14 protein-coding genes and 1 pseudogene are annotated in these 19,699 nt (G+C 69.5%); 7 read left to right on the plus strand and 8 right to left on the minus strand.

The features are described 5' to 3' along the window. Window positions 1–39: 39 nt before the first annotated feature. Window positions 40–1,260, minus strand: coding sequence for a styrene monooxygenase/indole monooxygenase family protein (locus tag ABT381_RS03150; RefSeq protein ID WP_351587011.1), 1,221 nt, complete (start codon window positions 1,258–1,260; stop codon window positions 40–42). A 498-nt stretch (window positions 1,261–1,758) separates the two neighbouring features. Here ABT381_RS03150 and ABT381_RS03155 point away from each other — a divergent pair, with 498 nt between their 5' ends. Next, window positions 1,759–2,739: an AraC family transcriptional regulator gene (locus ABT381_RS03155; RefSeq protein WP_351587013.1), complete on the plus strand. Its 981-nt coding sequence runs from the start codon at window positions 1,759–1,761 to the stop codon at window positions 2,737–2,739. 34 nt (window positions 2,740–2,773) lie between these two features. Here ABT381_RS03155 and ABT381_RS03160 read toward each other — a convergent pair whose 3' ends face one another. Both ABT381_RS03160 and ABT381_RS03165 read right to left on the minus strand, forming a co-directional pair. After that, window positions 2,774–3,574 carry an acyl-CoA thioesterase domain-containing protein gene (locus ABT381_RS03160; RefSeq protein WP_351587015.1) on the minus strand — a complete coding sequence of 267 codons (801 nt, stop codon included), beginning with the start codon at window positions 3,572–3,574 and terminating at the stop codon, window positions 2,774–2,776. A 95-nt stretch (window positions 3,575–3,669) separates the two neighbouring features. Further along, window positions 3,670–4,443: a TetR/AcrR family transcriptional regulator gene (locus ABT381_RS03165; protein WP_351587017.1), complete on the minus strand. Its 774-nt coding sequence runs from the start codon at window positions 4,441–4,443 to the stop codon at window positions 3,670–3,672. Window positions 4,444–4,525: 82 nt separating this feature from the next. Between ABT381_RS03165 and ABT381_RS03170 the strand changes: the two genes are divergently transcribed. The 6 genes and pseudogenes from ABT381_RS03170 to ABT381_RS03195 all read left to right on the plus strand — a co-directional run. Then, entirely contained in the window at window positions 4,526–5,698 is a 1,173-nt protein-coding gene (locus ABT381_RS03170) for an acyl-CoA dehydrogenase family protein (RefSeq protein WP_351587019.1), read from the plus strand. Next, the gene (locus ABT381_RS03175; RefSeq protein ID WP_351587021.1) at window positions 5,695–6,846 is read left to right on the plus strand and encodes an acetyl-CoA acetyltransferase; all 1,152 of its coding nucleotides are present in this window, start codon (window positions 5,695–5,697) and stop codon (window positions 6,844–6,846) included. The genes ABT381_RS03170 and ABT381_RS03175 overlap by 4 nt, the downstream gene beginning before the upstream one ends. A 14-nt stretch (window positions 6,847–6,860) precedes the next feature. Continuing rightward, complete coding sequence (locus ABT381_RS03180) at window positions 6,861–7,271, plus strand: Zn-ribbon domain-containing OB-fold protein (RefSeq protein WP_351587023.1); 411 nt, start codon at window positions 6,861–6,863, stop codon at window positions 7,269–7,271. After that, window positions 7,271–9,397 carry an acetate--CoA ligase family protein gene (locus tag ABT381_RS03185; protein ID WP_351587025.1) on the plus strand — a complete coding sequence of 709 codons (2,127 nt, stop codon included), beginning with the start codon at window positions 7,271–7,273 and terminating at the stop codon, window positions 9,395–9,397. Before ABT381_RS03180 ends, ABT381_RS03185 begins: the two co-directional genes overlap by 1 nt. A gap of 89 nt (window positions 9,398–9,486) precedes the next feature. Then, window positions 9,487–10,815, plus strand: coding sequence for an MFS transporter (locus tag ABT381_RS03190; RefSeq protein WP_351587027.1), 1,329 nt, complete (start codon window positions 9,487–9,489; stop codon window positions 10,813–10,815). A 121-nt stretch (window positions 10,816–10,936) separates the two neighbouring features. Then, window positions 10,937–12,037: pseudogene (locus ABT381_RS03195) on the plus strand (pectate lyase family protein); the annotation flags it as partial. Window positions 12,038–12,101: 64 nt separating this feature from the next. Here the strand turns inward: ABT381_RS03195 and ABT381_RS03200 are convergent. From ABT381_RS03200 to ABT381_RS03220, 5 genes are all read right to left on the minus strand, one after another. Continuing rightward, a complete protein-coding gene (locus ABT381_RS03200) occupies window positions 12,102–14,153 on the minus strand; it encodes a glycoside hydrolase (RefSeq protein ID WP_351587029.1) in 2,052 nt (683 codons plus the stop codon). A gap of 57 nt (window positions 14,154–14,210) precedes the next feature. After that, window positions 14,211–16,268: a beta-galactosidase gene (locus ABT381_RS03205; protein WP_351587031.1), complete on the minus strand. Its 2,058-nt coding sequence runs from the start codon at window positions 16,266–16,268 to the stop codon at window positions 14,211–14,213. 54 nt (window positions 16,269–16,322) lie between these two features. Further along, on the minus strand, window positions 16,323–17,660 hold the full coding sequence (locus ABT381_RS03210; RefSeq protein ID WP_351587033.1) for an ABC transporter substrate-binding protein: 1,338 nt from the start codon (window positions 17,658–17,660) through the stop codon (window positions 16,323–16,325). A gap of 80 nt (window positions 17,661–17,740) precedes the next feature. Then, on the minus strand, window positions 17,741–18,676 hold the full coding sequence (locus tag ABT381_RS03215; RefSeq protein WP_351587035.1) for a carbohydrate ABC transporter permease: 936 nt from the start codon (window positions 18,674–18,676) through the stop codon (window positions 17,741–17,743). Window positions 18,677–18,680: 4 nt separating this feature from the next. After that, a complete protein-coding gene (locus ABT381_RS03220; protein WP_351587037.1) occupies window positions 18,681–19,607 on the minus strand; it encodes a carbohydrate ABC transporter permease in 927 nt (308 codons plus the stop codon). Window positions 19,608–19,699 lie beyond the last annotated feature (92 nt).

Here is a 19,699-nt window from a genome sequence, read left to right on the forward strand (position 1 = left end):
CGTCAGGCCGGCAGCACCCCGCGTGCTGCTGATGGCTCCTCAGACGCCGACCGCAGTCAGGTAGTTCTTCGCGGCGGCCGGGTCCATGAACCAGTTGAAGAAGTCGCGCGGGTCGTCGAAGCCGTTGACGAAGCGGGCGGCGATACGGGGGTTGGCGCTCGCCGCGCCGAAGAGCTCCAGGACGTGCTGCGGCGGGGCGCCGAGCATCGCGTTGGTCCAGGTCGTGGCGGACTGCGCGTTGTCCCAGAAGCGGCCGAAGGCCAGCTCCATGAACGCGGCGTCGTACGGGCGCTCGCCGTGGTCCAGGATGCTGGCGAGGTAGGAGGCCGCGCACTTCGAGGCGTTGTTGGAACCCTGGCCGGTAACCGGGTCGTTGAGGACGACGACGTCGGCGAGGCCGAGTACCTGCGCGCCCGAGGGCAGCGTGGCGACGGGCCTGCGGACGGTCGGCGCGAAGCGGCCCGCGAGAGTCCCGTGCTGGTCGGTGAGCGCGACATCGGTGCAGCGCTCGGCCTCCCACGGGACGTACGTCCGCAGCAGCTCCTGGAACTTCGCCAGCTGCTGGTCGGGGGTGAGCCCGTCGAAGCAGTCGAGCGGGCCACCCGGGATGCCCTCGAAGAACATGATGTCGCAGGGGCCGCTGGTGGTGAGACTGGGCATGGTGAAGTACTCGCCCGCACCGGGGATGACGTTGAAGCTGACACCGAGGCGATCGGGCAGCGGCGCCATGCCGGTGACGTACGCCAGGGCCAGTGCGCGCTGCGGAGCGTCGTACGGGGAACGCTCGGCGTCCCGCTCGAACAGCCCGGCGATCTCGCCCTTGCCGGCCGCGACGATCACCAGGTCGGACTCGGCGGCGTAGCGCTCCAGGTCCTCGACGCCGGCCTCCCGGATGTCCAGACGGCCGCCGCGGCGCGCGAACTCACCCAGCCAGATCGGCATTTTGACGCGCTGGTCGACCGAGCGGGCGGTGGCATCGAGGCGGGCATCGAAGGAGAGCGCCCGGCCGCCCTGGCCGTCGGCGATGTTCACGCCGAGCCCGGCGATCGGCGGGCAGGCGTTGCCCCAGAAGTCCAGGCCGAGGTCGCGCTCGTGGGCCAGCGCGGTGCCGAACATGGCCTGGCTGGACATGACCCGGCCCTCGCGGATCTGGTCCCCGGTGCGGTTGGACACAATGGTGACGTCGTAACCGTGGCCGAGGAGGCCGATACCGAGCTGGAGGCCGGCCTGGCCGGCTCCGACGATGGTGATCTTGCGCATGAGGGGGGACCTCCGGGGATTCGGGTTGTGCGGATTTGAGCGGCGCCGTGCGACGTGTGCGGTGCTGTGCGACGTGTGCAGTGCCGTGCGGCGCGTGCAGTGCCGTGCGCTGGTGCACGTTTCGGTGACGTGGCGGCGTCGACGAGTGGGGGTTCGGTTGTGGGGAATGCGGCTGCCCGCCGGAGGGGGGGGCCGGCGGGCAGCCGCGGGAAGCCGGGGCACCCATACGACCGGGGGATGGGTCCTGGGGGCACCCGGCCGGCTAAAGGGGCCCGGCCGCGCGCAGCACGCGCAGTACGCATGCGACGGGCTGTCCGATGGGCCCGGCTCCGCCCGTGACGAGCGGAGTCCGGCCCGGCACTCTCTGCATCGTTGATTCCCTGGCTTCTTCTTGGGTCCGCGGCGGTCGGGGTCAACCTTGGTATGCCATGATCATCTGCACTATCCGGATCACGCGGGTCGCTGTCCCGATCGCGCACCTCGGCGGTGGAGGTTTACATGCCCACTGAAGAGCTCCCCCTCGCAAACCACCAGCAGTTCCATACGGCGGACATTTGGGAGGCGCGGGCCGAGGTCGGCCGCGCCTTCTGTCCGCATGAGCTGCGCATCACCCAGCGCTCGGCGACGCTCGACGCCCGGCTGCACGGCGCGCCCTTCGATCAGACAGGTCTGTACTACCTCGATTACGGAACGGAAGTCCGGATCACACCGGGCGACCTCGAGAGCTTCTTCCTCGTGCAGATACCGCTCGCCGGTTACGCCGAAGTCACCTGCGGCCGCGAGCAGATCATTTCCACCCCCGAACTCGCTTCCGTCCCCTCTCCGACCGGAAAGGTGGATATGCGCTGGGGTGGCGGCAATCCGCAGCTGATCGTGTGGTTCGACCGATCGTCCCTGGAGTCGCACCTGGGAAGTCTGCTCGGCCGCACCGTGCGCCGCCCGATCCTCTTCTCGCTCGGCATGAACCTCACCACACCGAGCTCCCGCTCCTGGCTCAACATCGTCGACCTCATGCGCCGGGAGGCGGAGGGGCCTGACGGCATGACGAGCCAACCCATCGTGACCAAACAGCTCGAATCGCTCCTCATGACCCAGTTGTTGATGGCCCAGCCCAACAATTACACGCCGGCACTGCTCGGCGAGCAGCCACGCGTCGCACCGCCCACGGTCCGCCGCGCCATGGAGGTCATCGAGGGGCACGCCGCCGAGCCGCTCACCGTCGCGGAGATCGCGGAATGCGTCGGTGTCGGCGTACGGGCCCTCCAGGAGGGCTTCCGCCGGCACCTCGACACCACACCGCTCGCCTACCTGCGCGAGGTCCGCCTGGACCGCGTACGCAACGAACTCCTGGCCTCCGACCCGGGCGCCACGACCGTCACCACCGTCGCATCCCGCTGGGGCTTCTTCCACCCGGGTCGCTTCTCGCTCGCGTACCGCCAACAGTTCGGGGAATCGCCTTCGGAGACGTTGCGGTCGTAGGAGGCCCATGGGTCGTTGCCGCCACCGCAAGCAGTCACCCAGCCGGTGCCGGGTTGGCCAGCGCCGTTGTGACGCAGTAACCGATGGGGCCGGCCGTGTCGTACAGGGTGCAGTGGCCGACGGCGATGCCCTCGTCCGCGGTGTGGGCGCCGGCCTCCAGGCCGATCTCGTCGCTGAGTGGCAGTCGGCTCAGGCACAGGGTGTAGTCGGCGTTGATGTAACGAAGCCCCTCGTCGCTCGCGTGGGCCAGCGGGCTCGCGGTGTCGCCGGCGAGTACGGCCCGTACGAGTGGCGACAGCGCTTCCCCGGCCACGAGGGGATGGCGCTCGCGGGTCCAGGCGCGGCGTCGCCCGGCGCCCTGCCACTCCCGCACGGGTCGCAACTCCTCGTCGAACCGCCAGAAGCCGCGCTTCTTCCCGTCCGTGAAGGGCAGTTCGTCCGGCGGGGGCGCGTCCCACGAGCCGGTCGACGGTACGTGGCCGGGCGGCGGGGCGCTGGTGCGCAGCAGTACGGCGCGTACCTGGACGACTGGGACGCCGTCGGCGTGCACGACCGCGTCCGCGATCCGGATGCGCCGACCCTCGCGTATCCGCTTCGTCTCGACCCGGACAGGGGCCTGCGGAGCGGCGCGGAACATGTCGACGGTGAGCCGGGCGAAGTGGAGTCCCTCGTCGGCGTGTTCCCGTTCGAGGGCCCGGGCGGCGAGGCCGCCGAGGAGACGGCTGTGCACGGTGCCCGGTGCCCACCAGCCCCGGGCGTGCGGTGCGGGGACGAGGGTGTCGGGGTGGCGGGGGTCGGGTGCGAAGTACGCCGACCCTTCTTCGGTCTGCGCCACGGATGTTCCCTTCGGCTCGTGCGGAGGTCGTGCGGGCCGTGCCGTGCTCGCCGGCGGCGTTCAGTTGCGCGGGCCTGCCGTGCTCGCCGCGGCGTTCAGCGGATGGAGAGCGGATCGAGTCTGCGGATGAGGGCGATGGTCGTGTCGGCCAGCGCGTCGGCGTCGCGCTTGCGCGAACAGGCCGCGATCTCCCGGCCGGCCTCGCCGGTGATCGTCGTCATCAGGCTGACGACGAGCCGGTCGGCGGGGGCGTCGCCCGCCTTGAGCAGAATGGCGTTCTGCCGGATCCACTCACGGCCGCGCGCACGGCGCATCAGTGTGAAGGCGGGAGGCGCGTCGCCGTCCATCCACAGCCGGACGAGGTCGCGCCGGCGCCAGCAGTCCTCCAGGAACGACCGGGTGCCGACGAGGAAGAGCTCCAGCGGATCCGACTCCCCGGCTTCGCGGGCCCGCGCCACGGCATCGGCGGCGTTGCGTTCGCGGGTGCTCTCGTAGTCCTCCCAGACCGCCACGAACAGCTCGGCCTTGCCACCGAAGTGGTGGTAGAGGCTGCCGACGCTGGAGCCGGCGCGGCGCACCACAGCCGCGACGCTCGCTTCGGTGAAGCCCTGTTCGCAGAAGATTTCACGGGCGGCGTCGAGAAGCACTCTGCGCGTCTGCGCCGTGCGTCCCCACTGCCATGCGCCGCCCTCCTTGGCCGGAGTCTGCTCTGCCTTGCGCGGCATCGGATCGTCCCCTGCTTGCCTGAGTGCCTGAATCTCTGCCAAACCGAATCGGATTTTAGAACTTGCCACCTTTGAGCGCCATGCCCAGGACAGATGTTTTTCCTGGCCCTTGACCGCCTGCGCCGACGCCTCCACATTGAGCACATTCCTAGATTTCGGTTCTAGAAATCGTGTGCGCAGAGCCCGGGACAGGGCTCACGTGCCCAACGGCAGGAAGGGGCAAGCGATGGTCGACTTCTCGCTCTCCGATGAGGAGCGCCAGATCCGGGACACGGTCAGGGCGTTCATCACCAAGGAGGTGATGCCGCTGGAGCAGGAGGTTCTGCGCAAGGAGCGGGCGGGGCAGCCGGGGGTTGCCCCTGAGGTCATCGCCGAACTACGGGCCAAGGCCCGCAAGTCCGGCTTCTGGGGCGTCAACACCCCGGAGGAGTACGGCGGAATGAACCTCGGCGCGGTGATGTCGGCGATCATCGCCATGGAGACCGGCCGGACCTACGTCCCGTTCAGCTTCGGTGGCAGCGCCGACAACATCCTCTACGCCTGCAACGACGAGCAGAAGGAGCGATATCTTCTGCCCACCATCGAGGGTGCCCGCCGTTCCTGCTTCGCCATCACCGAGCCCGGCGCCGGTTCCGACGCCCGCAACATCCGCACCCGCGCCGTACGCGACGGAGACGACTGGCTGATCACCGGCGAGAAGACGTTCATCACCGGTGGCAACGAGGCCGACTTCGTGATGGTGTTCGCGGTCACCGACCGGGAGAAGGGCGCCGACGGCGGCGTCACCTGCTTCCTCGTCGACCGCGACATGGGCTGGACGTCCGAGCCGATACCGACCATGGGGCAGTGGGGCCCGGCCTCGCTCGTCTTCGACGAGGTGCGTGTCCCTGACCGCAACATCCTCGGCGAGGCCGGCAAGGGGTTCGAGCTCGCCATGCGGTGGATCGGCCAGGGCCGCTATCTCATCCCGGCCCGGGCGATCGGCTCCGCCGAGCGGATGCTGCAGATGGCGGTCGACTACGCCCGGACCCGGCACTCCATGGGCCGCCCCATCGCCGACTACCAGGCGATCCAGTGGCAGATAGCCGACTCCCAGGTGGAGATCGAGTCCGCGAAGTGGCTCACCCTCTACGCCGCCTGGCGGGTGCAGCAGGGCCTCGACGCCCGGCACGCCTCGTCCATCGCCAAGCTCAACGGCGCCGTGATGGCCAATCAGGTCGTCGACCGCGTCCTGCAGATCCATGGCGGCATGGGCTACACCAAGGAGCTGCCCATCGAGCGCTGGTACCGCGAGCTGCGGCTGCTGCGGATCTTCGAGGGCACCGACGAGATCCAGAAGCGCACGATCGCCCGCAACCTCCTCAAGGGGCACGTACGGCTGGGGGGAATCGGCGAATGAGTCCCCGGCGCCGCGCGGCGATCGTCGGTGTCGCCGAATCGGACCTCGGCAAGACGCCGCATCTGACCGTACTCTCCCAGCAAGCCCTGGCGAGCAGAGCCGCGCTCGCCGAGGCGGGCCTGTCGCCCGGCGACGTGGACGGGCTGTTCACGGCGGGCAACTGGTCCTGGGCCCCGGCCCTGACGCTCGCCGAGTACCTCGGTATGCGGCCCGACCACCTCGACGGCACCAATATCGGCGGCTCCTCCTTCGAGGCCCACCTCGGCCACGCGACGGCGGCGATCGAGGCCGGGCTCATCGACGTCGCACTGATCACCTACGGCAGCACTCAGCGCAGCGACCGCGCGCGCGGCCGTCCGCGGCCCGCGACGCTGACCGAGCAGTACGAGCAGCCGTTCGGCCTGCCGCAGCCCGTGGGCGCATACGCGCTGGCCGCCGCGCGCTACATGCACGAGTACGGCGTGACGGGCGAGGAGCTGGCCGAGGTGGCGGTGAGCGCGCGGAGGTGGGCGGCCCTCAACCCGCGCGCGTACTACCGCGACCCGATCACCGTGGACGACGTCCTTGCCTCGCCGCTGATCGCGGAGCCGCTGCACAAGCTGGACTGCTGCCTCGTCACCGACGGCGGCGGCGCGGTCGTGGTCGCCGCGGAGGACCGCTGGGCGGACGTGGCCACCCGCCCCGTCGTCGTCCGCGGCCATGCCGAGACCACCACCCACGCGTCGATCTCCCGGATGCCGGACCTCACCGTCACCGGGGCCGCCCGCACCGGGCCGCTCGCGCTGGAGCGCGCCGGGGTGACGCACCAGGACATCGACCTCCTGGCGATCTACGACTCCTTCACCATCACGGTGCTGCTCACCCTGGAGTCGCTGGGGTTCTGCAAGCCCGGCGAGGCCGGCCGGTTCGTCCAAGGCGGCAGTACGGCGCCCGGCGGGGAGCTGCCGATGAACACCAACGGCGGCGGCCTGTCGTACACCCACCCGGGCATGTACGGGATCTTCCTGCTCATCGAGGCCACCCGGCAGCTGCGCCACGACTACCGGGACCAGCACGGCCGCCAGGTCGAAGGGGCGGAGCTCGCGCTCGTCCACGGCACCGGGGGCGTGCTCTCGTCCACCTCGACCGTCGTCCTCTCGGGGAGCTGAGGAGTATGCCGGATATGCGGGACATGCCACTCCTTGTCATGGACGCGGAGTCCAGGCCGTTCTGGGAGGGCGTCGCCCTGGGCGAGCTGCGCCTGCAACGGTGCGGCGACTGCACGCGGGCCGTCTTCCCCGCGCGGGCCGTCTGCCCGCACTGCTTCGGCGAGGGGCTCGAATCCGTAGTCGCGGCCGGCACCGGGACGGTCTACTCCAAGACCGTCGTCCACCGGGCCTTCGGGGCCTTCTCGGAGCAGGTCCCGTTCACCATCGCTCTGATCGACCTCGATGAGGGAGTCCGCATGATGTCCAGGATCGTCGGCGAGGAGCCGGTGGCAATCGGTGACCGGGTACGCCTGCACGTGACGCGGCTCGGCGACGCGTCCGACGCCCCCGAACTCCCCTGTTTCCGCGCGGAGGTAGAGCTTTGATGGCCGCTGCGAAGTCCGGCAGCCCCACCTCGCTGCAGGGCCTGTTCGCCCCGACGTCCATCGCGCTCGTCGGCGCGACCGACAAATCGGGCTGGTCGCTGAGTACATATCAGAACCTGCTCAGCCAGGGCTTCTCCGGCCCCATCCACCTGGTCAACCCCCGCTCGCCGGAGGTGCACGGCCGCAAGGCGCACAAGAGCCTCACCGATATCCGTGAGCCGGTCGACCTGGCGTACGTCATGGTGCCGACGCCGGTCGTACTCGACGTGCTGCGCGAGGGCGCCGAACTCGGCATCCGCAACTATGTCGTGCTCACCGCCGGGTTCGGCGAGACCGGCGCTGAGGGGCGCCGACGCGAGGAAGAACTCCACGCCTTCGTCTGGGAGAAGGGCCTGCACGTACTGGGGCCGAACGGCAACGGCTACGTCAACGCCGCTGCCGGCATCACCCCGTACGGCCTGGCCATCACCCAGCCGCCGCCGGCCGGGCCGGTCGGCGTGGTGCTGCAGAGCGGTGCGCTCGCCAGCGCCGTACTCAACTTCATGCACGCCCGCAACGTCGGCCTGAGCCTGCTCACCTCGATGGGCAACGAGATGTCGCTCAGCGTCACCGACGTCGTCGACCACCTGGTCGACGACCCCGCGACCGAGGTCATCGCCCTCTTCCTCGAAACGGTGCGCCACCCCAAGGAGTTCGCCCGGGTGGCCCGCCGCGCGGCCCGCGCGGGCAAGCCGATCGTCGCCCTGAAGATCGGTGCCAGCCGGCTCGCCTCGCGTACGGCCCAGGCCCACACCGGTGCGCTCGTCGGCGACGACCGCGTCGTCGACGCCGCCTTCCGGCGGCTCGGCGTCCTCCGCGTGCACTCCCTGGAGGAGCTGATCCTCACCGCCGGGCTGCTCGCCCGGACCGGCCCGCTGCCGGGGCCGCGCATCGGAGTGGTCACCCCGTCCGGCGGCGCCTGCGAGATCATCGCCGACCGCGCCGAGCAGGAAGGGCTGGAGATCCCGTCTTTCGCGCCCGGGACCACGGCCCGGCTCAAGGAGGCGGTGCCGGAGTTCGCCACCGTGCAGAATCCCCTCGACGTGACCGGGTACGTACTGGTGGACCGCACCCTCCTCGCACGCGCGCTGGGAACCGTCGCCGCCGATCCCGGCATCGACGCGGTGCTCGCGCTCGTCGACCTGCCGCGCGTTCCGCCGGCCGACCCCGAGGCGGCCCGCGCGTACCTCGGGGCCTTCGCCGAGTCCATCCGGAAGACCGACAAGCCGGTCGTGGTCAGCGGCAACGTCCTCACCGACATCACCGAGACCGGCCGCCGCCTGCAGGAGGAGACCGGCTTCCCGTACATCGCCGGCGGGATCGACCACGCCATGAAGGCACTGGGCGCGGCCGTGCGCTGGTCCCGGTCGCTGCCCGACGTGCTCCGCGAAGAGCCGCCGGCGCCCGTCTCCGCGCATGTCATCCCCGGACAGCCCGGGGAGACGTGGGCGGAGCACAGGGCCGCGCAGGTCCTCGCCGACCACGGTGTGCCCGTCGTCCCCGCCACGCGCACCGCCGACGAGGACGAGGCGGTCGCCGCCGCCGAGCGCCTGGGCTACCCCGTCGTCCTCAAAGCGGCGGCCGACGGCCTCCAGCACAAGAGCGACATCGGCGGCGTCCGGCTGGGCCTTGACGGGCCCGACGCGGTACGCAGTGCCTTCCGGGACGTACGCGACGCCCTGCGGCACAACGGGTACGAGGCCGACCAGGCCGTTCTCGTCCAGCCGCAGCGGACGGGCGGGACCGAGCTCCTCGTCGGCGTGGTCCGCGACCCGGCCTGGGGGCTCACCCTCGCCGTCGGGCTCGGTGGCATCTGGGTGGAGGCCCTCGCCGACACGGCACTGCGGCTGCTGCCCGTCACCCCGGATGAAGTACGCACCGCCCTGGGCGAGTTGCGCGGCGCCAGGCTGCTCGGCGGCGCCCGCGGCACCGAGCCGGCCGACCTCGACATGCTTGCTGATGTGATCACGAGGATAGGCGAGGTGGCGTGCTCCCTCGGGTCGCGCATGGAGTCCCTTGAGGTCAACCCGCTGCTGGTGAAGGGCTCCCGGGTCGAGGCGCTGGACGCGCTCATCACCTGGGCCTGAACCGCCTGCCCCACCCGTACCGCCGCACAGCGCTCTCACCCCCGGGCTGTGCTCGGGGGTTTCCCGAAACGGAAAGGGCAGGAAGAGCAATGAAGCTCTCCTATGCGCGAGTACTCGACGAGTACCCCACCGGCAGACGCCGGATCCGCATCCTCGCCATGGCGGTACTCGCCGTCCTCATCGGCTCCTACGAGGCACAGATCGCCCCGGTGGTGCCGCTCCTCCTCGACGACCTGAACATTTCACTGGGCACCTACGGCACCGTCTCCGCCACGGCACTTGTCGCCGGTGCCGTCGCGTCCGCGATCGGCGGGCGGCTCACCGACACGGTGGGCCGGGTCAAGCTGATCGTGCCGTTGCTGATGCTCACCGCGGTCTGCTGCTTCCTGATGACCACGGTGCACTCGGCGGGTCAACTCCTCGCCGTGCGCGCGGCGTTGTCCGTCGTCGACGGCATGGCGATGGCGGGTACGGCGCCGCTGGTGCGGGACTTCTCACCGCGGATGGGCCGGGCGCAGGCATTCGGCTTCTGGACCTGGGGGCCGGTGGGGGCGAGCTTCCTCTCCGCGACGGTCGCCGGCGCCACCCTGCCGCTCTTCGACAACTCCTGGCGCTCGCAGTTCCTCATCATGGGCGTCGTCTCGCTCATCCTCTCCGTTGTGATCGCGTTCAACATCGCGGACCTGTCGCCCGAACTGCGGGCCCGAATCCAGCAGTCCGAGCAGGAGGCAGTGGTTCCCACCACCCGTGACGAGCCGCCGCGCGTCCGCGACCTGTTCGCACACCGCGCGATCTGGGCCCACGTGGTGGGCATATCCGCATGGCTGACGCTGTACGTCACACTCGTCCTGTACGGACAGACCATGCTCGCGCACAGCTTCCACCTCGAGGTCGCGACCGCATCCGAGGTCATGGCTGCGTTCTGGGTACTGAACATCCTCACCCTGGTGATCGCAGGGCGGGTATCCGACCGGCTGCAGCTGCGCAAGCCGCTGTGCGCCGGCGGCACGGTCGCGGCGGTACTCCTCACCGGATACCTGGCGAGCCTCATGGGCCGCACCGACGTCTCGCATCTGCACATCGCCGTCACCGGCGCGCTCATTGGGGGCGCCATGGGGTGCGCCTACGGGCCGTGGATGGCGAACTTCTCCGAGAACGCCGAGGACGTCGATCCGCGGCTGCAAGGCACCGCGTGGGGCGTGTTCAGCTTCCTGACCAAGGCCATGGCCATCGTGGTGCTCGTAGCCGTGCCCCATGTCGTCGAGACCAGCGGCTGGCGCAACTGGCTGCTGATCGCCGTCTGCTGTATGGCGCTCTTCATCCCCGCGTCCCTGCTCTTCCACGGCCCGTGGCGGACGAGCCACAAGAAGGGTCAGGAGCAGCCCCCTGCCCTCTCGCCGCAGACACCCCACGGGTAGCGACCGGTCGAAGCAGTGTCCAGTCGGACTTTCTCGCGACAGGGCGGCAACCTCAGCGGTCCGTGCGGCGACCAGGGCATGCAGGAGCACCCAGCATTCGATGACGAATGGGGAGACGAGCATGAGACGACCAGTCGCAGTGCGCCTCGGAGTGGCGACGGCCATGGTGGCCCTCGCGGGCGCGACCGGGGTGGGGATGGCCTTACCCGAGGCATCGGCGGCGACCGGCGGTGCCACCGGCTACGCGACCCAGAACGGCGGGACCACCGGCGGGGCGGGCGGGAAGACGGTACGGGCCACGACGGGGACCGCGATCCACACGGCCCTGTGCAACCGGGCCAGTAGCAGCACCCCGATCACCATCGAGGTCGAGGGCACCATCAATCACGGCAACACCGCCAAGGTGTCGGGCGACAGCTGCAACACCGCCGCCGGCGTGATCGAGCTCAAGCAGATCAGCAACGTCACGATCGTCGGAGTCGGCAGCGGAGCCGTCTTTGACCAGTTGGGCATCCACATCCGGGATGCCAGCAACATCATCGTGCAGAACGTGACCGTCAAGAACGTCAAGAAGTCGGGCTCCCCCACGTCCAACGGCGGGGACGCCATCGGCATGGAGAGCGACGTCCGCAACGTCTGGGTCGATCACACCACACTGGAGGCGTCGGGCGGCGAGTCGGAGGGGTACGACGGCCTCTTCGACATGAAGGCCAACACCCAGTACGTGACACTGTCGTACAGCATCCTGCGCAACTCCGGGCGTGGTGGCCTCGTCGGGTCGAGCGAGAGCGACGTCTCGAACGGCTACGTCACCTACCACCACAACCTGTACGAGAACATCGACTCGCGCACGCCGCTGCTGCGCGGCGGCATCGCGCACATCTACAACAACCACTACATGAGCCTCAACGAGTCCGGCATCAACTCCCGGGCAGGGGCACGCGCCAAGGTGGACAACAACTACTTCGAGGACTCCAAGGACGTCCTGGGCACCTTCTACACCGACGCGGCCGGATACTGGCAGGTCAGCGGCAACACCTTCGACAACGTGACCTGGTCCAGCCCCGGCGAGGAGAACAACCCCGCCGGTCCGAACCCGCAGTCCAACACCTCCGTCAGCATCCCCTACTCCTACACCCTCGATAGGGCCGCCTGCGTCCCGGACATCGTGAGCCGGACCGCGGGAGCCGGTAAGGGACTTCAGGTGTCGGACGGCGCCTGCTAGGCGTAGTCGCCCAAGGGCGGCCGGCCCTGGACGCAGCTGTCCGGGGCCGGCCGCACACACGTCAGCGAGCTGATCGACCGGTCACGTCGGCCACCCTCCACAGCTGGTTGGAGCCGGAGTTGGGCTGCCAGGTGGTGACGGCGGCACCGTCGTGGGTGGCCTGGCCGCCGACTTCGAGGAGCCTGCCGGTGGCGGCGTTGACGAGGGTCCAGTTGCCGTTACCGGTCGTCGACATGATCCACTGGGTGGCCGCGTCGCGTCGCCCGGTGTCGGGTTCGAGGACCGGGGTGTCGTCGCGCACGGCCAGTCGATCGCCGCCGGCCGCGTTGGTGAACACGTACCGCGCCTGGTTGTCCGCGCGGTCGCCGTTGATCTGTCGCAGCTGCCAGCGCCGTCCGGTGTCGGACGTACCGCTCCCGCTCTTGACGACGAGCCCGGTGCCGTCGTCGGCGGCGGTGAGCGCCTTGCCGCTCTGCACACCGGTCACCTCATACGTGTGCCCCTTGCGCAGCAGCGCCGCATCCGCCGCGACGCCGGACACCCCGTCGACGACGAACGACGTCACCGACTGCGCGGGCACCGTGAAGGTGGCCTTCTTGTCGCCGACCGGGACGGCCGCGTACCGCTTCAGCTTGCCGTCGGCGCTGGTCACGACCGGTGTGACGGTGGCGTCCGCGGCGATGCTCCGGAACTTCGACAGGTCGACGGTCACCGTGCGGGTGGCCGTGGTCCCGTTGACGTGGACGACGGTGGCGGCATCGCCGGACCGCGAGACGGCGGCGGCGCTGGACGTGTCGTCCGTCTTGATCAGCCGGTCCCCCGGCTTGATGAAGTGCGTGAAGTTACGGGCCGTGTCGAACTTCGTGTTCGTGCGGATCGGACAGCTGTCGAGGGTGTCCTTCGAGGTGCAGCTGAACGGGATCTGGACGCTGCCCCAGTTGCCGCCCTTGCCGGACTCGCCGCCCGGCTTCATGTTGTCGTAGTCCTCGACGGGCTGCCAGAACACCCAGGCACGCGGCTCGAGTTCGCGCAGGTCGTCGACGATGTGCTGGGCGAGGCCGAGTCCGGGCCGCATGTCCGTGAAGGACTGCCCGTCGCCCCAGTCGCCTTCGACCTCGCTCATCCACAGCGGCTTGCCGGCGGCCTTGGCGAGGTCGCGGACGGCGGTGCGGCCGCCGGTGCCGTAGGTGTGGACGTTCAGCTGCCCGACGCGGTCACGCACGTCGGAAGGGTAGCTGTTCCAGTTCGTGGCGAAGATGCCCGGATTGGTCTCGTCCATCGCGGAGATCTCGGCGCCGGCCTTTGCCTTCTTCAGGGCGGGGGCGAGGGCACGTATCACCTTCTTGTGCAGCTCAGGGCCCATGTGGGCGCCTTCCTGCCGGCCGCCGGTCGGTTCGCCGTCGGAGCCGAGTTTGGTGCTCCAGTAGCCGGTGTTGGGTTCGTTGAACGGGTCGACGGTGTCGACCTTGATGCCCTCAGCCTTTTCCAGTCGCTTGGTGGCGCCCGCCACGTAGGCGGCGAAGTCGTCGATGGAATCGGTCTTGAGCTGGTCCTTGTTCGCGTCGAAGCCACCGGAGACGTAACCGCTCTCGGTCATGAACCAGGGCGGTGAGTTGCTGAACGTCTCCCAGCGGTCGACGTCGTCCTTGATCCGGTCGACCCACCAGCGCTGTGTGGCGTCGGCGTCCGGGTTCCAGTCGGCGGGGTCGTCCGCGTTCCACCAGTCGGTGTCGTCGCGGGTGGTGCCCTTCGGCGCCTTCCACCAACCCTCGACGGCGCCTCCTGGCCGCAGGTAGTCCTTGACGTCCGGGGCGTTGCCGCCTCCGATGTTGTAACGGGCGATGTTGAGGGCGAGCCCCTTGTCGCCGAAGAGGAGGTCGGCGAGCTTCTCTCGGATCGGCTCGGGGTAACCGCCGGTGACGTTCGCGAACCAGGCGAGGCTGGTGCCCCAGCCCTGGAACGCCTGCTGCCGGTAGGAGGGGTCGGGCCGGACGGTGACGGATTCGGTCGCCGCGCCGGCCGGCGACGCGGTACCGATCAGTGCGGTTCCGGTGGCGAGTGCGGTGGTGGTGACGATGCCGAGCAGTCGTCTCGTGCGGGTACGGGTGGCCAACGTGTACTCCCAACGCATGGTGATGGGCAGGCGGTTGGTGCTGGGTGATGGTCAGGGTCAGGAGACGGGGAGCCGCAACACTGCGACCTCACGGGGCGGCAGTACGAGTCCGTCTCCGCCGGGTTCGGGGCCCGCGAGAACGTCACCGGTGACGCCCGGCAGCGGCACCGTCTCATCGGTCCGGTTGACCAGGAACAGGTAGCGGTGGCGGTCGTCACGACGCACGGTCAGCTCCACCGCACCACGCGCGGATTCGGGCAGTTCGCTCGTGACGTCCGCCGGGGCGAGCAGCTCGGGCAGGAGGGTCGACAGGCCGTCGACCCCCAGACGTGTGGAGACGTACGCGGCCGACCCGCGGCCCGTAATGCGACGCGTGACCGCCGGGCGGGTGGCGTACGTGCCGGTGCGGTAGCGGGCGAGTACCTCGACGTCGGGCGCGGCGGCGGTGATCCGGTCGGTCCACAGGCTGCCCGTGGTCGCGTTGTCGAGGTCGACGGTGTCGCCGTCGAGCAGCGGCCCGAACTCCTCGATCCGGATGCCGAGCAGCTCGCGCAGCGCCCCGGGGTAGCCGCCGAGCCAGATGTGGTCGTGCTCGTCGACGACGCCGGAGAAATACGTGGTGACGAGGTGGCCGCCGCCCTCGACGTAGCGTGTGAACTCCTTGGCCAGCGCCTGGGGCACCACGTGCAGGACCGGCGCGATCACCACGTCGTACGCGGCGAGGTCGGTGCCGTGGCGGGGCACGACGTCGGCACGGATGCCGAGCCGCAGCAGCGACGAGTACCAGTCCAGGGCCTCGCGATGGTAGTCGAGGCGTGAGGTCGGGTGGGAGTCGTGCTCGCTGGTCCACCACGAGTCCCAGTCGAACAGGACGGCGACGCGGGCGGGTTCGCGGGCGGCACCGGCGACCGGCGCGAGCGCCTTGATCTTCCCTCCCAGCTCGACAACGGAACGGAAGAGGTCACTGTCGGCCCCGGCGTGCGGCAGCATCGCCGAGTGGTACTTCTCGGCGCCGGCGGCGGACTGGCGCCACTGGAAGAAGCAGACGGCGTCGGCGCCGTGCGCGACATGCAGCAGCGAGTCCCGGGCCAGCTCGCCGGGCCCCTTGGGCAGGTTGACGGGCTGCCAGTTCACGGCGCTGGTGGAGTGCTCCATCAGGAACCACGGGCGGTGGCCCGCGACGCCGCTGGTCAGGTTGGCCGAGAAGGACAGCTCGTCGCGGTCCCGCGGCCCGGGCACGACGTAGTGGTCGTTGGAGACGAAGTCGACCTCGCTCGCCCAGTCCGCGTAGTCCATGCCCTTGATGCCGGGCATCACCATGAAGTTGGTGGTCACGGGCACGCCCGGGGTGAGTTCCCGGAGCACCTCGCGCTCGGCGCGCAGATGGTCCTTGAGCGCGTCGGACGAGAAGCGTTTGAAGTCGAGCTGCTGCGTCGGGTTGGGGTGCGATGCGGCCAGCCGCGGCGGCAGGATCTGGTCCCATTCGCTGTAGTGCTGGGACCAGAACGCCGTCCCCCAGGCGTGGTTGAGCGCCTCCAGCGTGCTGTAGCGGCGGCGCAGCCACGCGCGGAAGGCGCTGGCCGCGTCTTCCGAGTAGTCGTAGACGTTGTGACAGCCCAGCTCGTTGTTGACGTGCCAGGCCACGAGGGCGGGGTGGCCGGCGTATCGGGTCGCCAATTGCCGTACGAGACGCAACGCATGGGTGCGGAAGACCGGCGACGTGGGCCGCCAGTGCTGCCGCGCCCCCGGCCACACCGTCTCGCCGTTGGCGGTCACCGGCAGGATCTCCGGGTGCGCGGTGGTGAGCCAGGGCGGCGGGGAGGCGGTCGCGGTGGCCAGGTCGACGCCGATGCCGCCCTCGTGCAGCAGCGCCATGATGTCGTCCAGCCAGCCGAAGTCCCAGGTGGCGGCGGTCGGTTGGAGCCGCGCCCAGGAGAAGATCGCCAGGGAGGCGACGTTGACCCCGGCCTCGCGCATCAGTCGGACGTCCTCCTCCCACACCTCTCGCGGCCACTGCTCGGGGTTGTAGTCGGCTCCGTAGACGAGCCGCGGGGAGCCGTCACCGCCCGTCGCGTACGGGAAGCGGGGCGGGCGCGGAGAGGCGGACGGGATCATGCGGGTCCTTCCGGGGAACGGGACGGCTGACGGGGAGCGGCCTGCCGCTCCTGGTTACTTCTCGACGGTGAAGCCCTGCTCGGAGCCGTACTTGGCGGAGGCGTCGCGCCATGCGTTCAGGCCCTGCGACAGCTTTGTGCCGGAGATGTATGCCTTGCCGACGGTGTCGTTGAAGATCGAGTTGGCGTACACCTGGTAGGGCAGGTACTGCCAGTCCGTGGGGACGTTCTTCGCGGCCTCGGCGAAGACCTTGTTGGCCCGCTGCCCACCGAAGTACGGGAACTCGGTGTTCTGGAACTCCTTGGAGTCCAGGTCCTTCGTGGTGGCCGGGAACGCGCCGTTCTTGATGCGGGTCCGCACGCCGGCGCCGGAGTTGGCGTACTCGACGAAGGCGTAGCCGAGCTCCTTGTTGCTGCCGAGCTCGGGCAGGGCGAGCGAGCTGCCGCCGTTCTCGGAATGGGTGTTCGCGCCCTTGGTCCATTGCGGCAGCGGGGCCACGCGCCAGTCACCGGCGGCGTCCTTCACACCGGAGGCGAAGTTGGCCGGCATCCAGGCGCCGATGGGCAGGGTAGCGATGGTGCCGTCGCCGAGCCCCTTGTACCAGTCGTCTGTCCAGCCGGTGACCGGAGCGAGGAGGTTCTCGTCGATGAGCTTCTGCCAGGTGTCGGTGTACTTCTTGGCTCCGGGGTCGGTGAAGTCGATGCCGACCTTGGTGCCGTCGACCTTGTACGGGTGCGAACCGGCCTGCCACAGCAGGCTGGTGGCCAGCCCCGCGTCACCGACGTCACTGGTGATGTAGGACTTCGGGTCGGCCTTGTGCAGCTTGCGGGCGGCATCGACGTACTCGTCCCAGGTGGTGGGCACCGCGATCTTGTACTTGTCGAAGACCTTCTTGTTGTAGAAGAGGGCCATCGGGCCGGAGTCCATGGGCAGGCCGTAGATGCCGTCGCCGGACTTCACCGAGTTCCAGGGGCCCGCGGAGTAGGAGCCGGCGAGCTTGGCGGCCCCGTACGGCGCGAGGTCGGTGACGGACTTCGTCAGGGCGTACTGCCCCAGTGCGTAGTACTCGATCTGCGCGACGTCGGGGACGCCCTTCTTCGCCGAGATGGCGTTCTGCAGGGCCTTGTACTGATCCTTGTTGGTACCCGCGTTGACCAGCTTGACGTCGACGTTCGGGTACTTCTTCTCGAAGTCGGCGACGACCTGCTTGAGCGTGGGCTCCCATGCCCACACGGTCACAGTGCCGCCCTTCTTCAGGGCCGCCCGCAGGTCTGCCGAACCGACCTGCTTCTGAGCGGAGGTGTCGGCGGCGCCGCCGCATGCGGTCGCGCCGAGGGCCAGGACGCAGCCGACACCTGTGCCGCGCAGCAGGCGGCGGGTGTACTTGGGCATGGTGATGCTTCCGCTTCTTCGAGGTGGTGCACGGATTCTTCGAGGTGATGCGTGGACCGGGGTGAACTGCCCTGCTGCGCCTACTCCTTGACGCTTCCGGCGGCGAGCCCGGACTGCCAGTACTTCTGGAGCAGCAGGAAGGCGGCGATCAGCGGCGCGATGGTGAGCAGTGAGCCGGTGACGACCAGGTTGAAGACGGCTTCGCCGCCGGCCGTGGACGCCTGCTTGTTCCAGCTGTCGAGGCCGAGGGTCAGCGGGTACCAGTCGGGGTTCTTCAGCATGATCAGCGGCAGGAAGTAGTTGTTCCAGGTCGCGACCGTGGTGAAGAGGAGCACGGTGACGGTGCCGGGCGCGAGCAGCGGCAGGGCGACCTGGAAGAAGGTACGCACCTCGCTCGCGCCGTCGATGCGCGCTGCCTCCATCAGCTCGCCGGGGATCGCCTCGGTGGCGAACACCCACATCAGGTAGAGGCCGAAGGGCGAGATCAGAGAGGGGATGACGACCGCCCACGGGGTGTCGGTCAGGCCGAGCTTGCTGAACAACAGGAACGTGGGGACCGCGAGGGCCGTGGCGGGCACGGCGACCGCGCCGATGACGACGGCGAACACGGCACGCTTGCCGGGGAAGTCGAACTTGGCTAGCGCGTACCCGCCGAGGACGGCCAGGAAGGTCGCGCCACCGGCACCCACGACCACGTACAGCGCGGTGTTGAGGAGCCAGCGGCCGAAGACACCGTCGTCGTACGTGAACGTTTGCACGATGTTGTCCCACAGGGCGAAGTCCCCGTCGAACCACAGGCCGAACGAACGGGCCAGCCCCTGCTGGGTCTTGGTGGCGCTGATCAGCAGCCACAGCAGCGGCAGCAGGCTGTAGAGCAGGACGACGCCGGTGAGCACGGTCAGCAGGACGCTGCGCTTGGATCGCCCGGGCGCACGGCGGCGCGGCGGCCGCAGCCGAGGGGTGGCGGTGACCGGCTTCTGTGCGGGCCGGGCGACCGCGGGGGCGGTGCTGCTCATCGGATCACGCTCCCTTGCGCATGCCGCGCAGCTGGACCACATAGGCGACGATCATCGTGATCAGGCCCATGACGATGGCGACGGTCGCGGAGTAGTTCTGCTGTTGGCCGGAGAAGGACAGCGCGTACGTGTAGTAGTTCGGGGTGTAGTCGGTGGTGATCACGTTCGGCGCCAGCTTCTGGAGGATGCTCGGCTCGTTGAAGAGCTGGAAGCTGCCGATGATCGAGAAGATCGTGGCGATGACGAGGGCGCCGCGGATGGCCGGGAGCTTGATCGCCGAGATGACGCGCCACTGGCCGGCGCCGTCGATCTCGGCGGCCTCGTAGAGCGAGTGCGGGACGACGCGCAGCGCGGAGTAGAAGATCAGCATGTTGTAGCCGATGAACTCCCAGGTGACGATGTTGCCGATCGAGGCCAGGAGCAGATCGGGCGAGAGCGGGTCGGGCAGTTTCGCGCCGAACGCGTCGTTGATGTCGCCGACCAGTCCGAAGCGGGTGCCGTACATGAAGCCCCACATGAGCGTGGCGACGACGGCGGGCACGGCGTAGGGCAGGAAGACGGATATCCGGAAGAAGTCCTTGCCGTACAGCCGGCCGCTGTCGAGGGCGAGCGCGACGAGCAGGGCGAGGCCCAGCATGATCGGCACCTGGACGGCGAGGAAGAGCCCGACGCGGGCGACGCCGTCCCAGAACCGGCCGTCCTGCAGGGCCTGTTGGTAGTTGTCCAGGCCCACGAAGGTGGTGCCGCCGATGAGCTGGGTCCGGAAGAGGCTGAGGTAGCCGGAGTACGCGAGCGGCGCGAGGAAGACCAGGGCGAAGACAAGGACGAAGGGGCCGATGAACCCCCATCCCGTCCACGAGCGGCGCGTGCGGCGCACCGGTGGCCCGGCCGGGCGGGGCCGTGCGGCCGCCGGCGGTTGCATCGTTGTCATGTCGTGCCCCTCGCTGGTACTTCCCGGGCCAGTCATCCTCGCCATGTTTGCGTAAACATCGCGGCGCGCACGGTGCCCTGAGCTGGTATGTT

Source organism: Streptomyces sp. NPDC000151, assembly GCF_040301705.1.
In the GTDB taxonomy this organism is placed as follows: Bacteria; Actinomycetota; Actinomycetes; order Streptomycetales; family Streptomycetaceae; genus Streptomyces.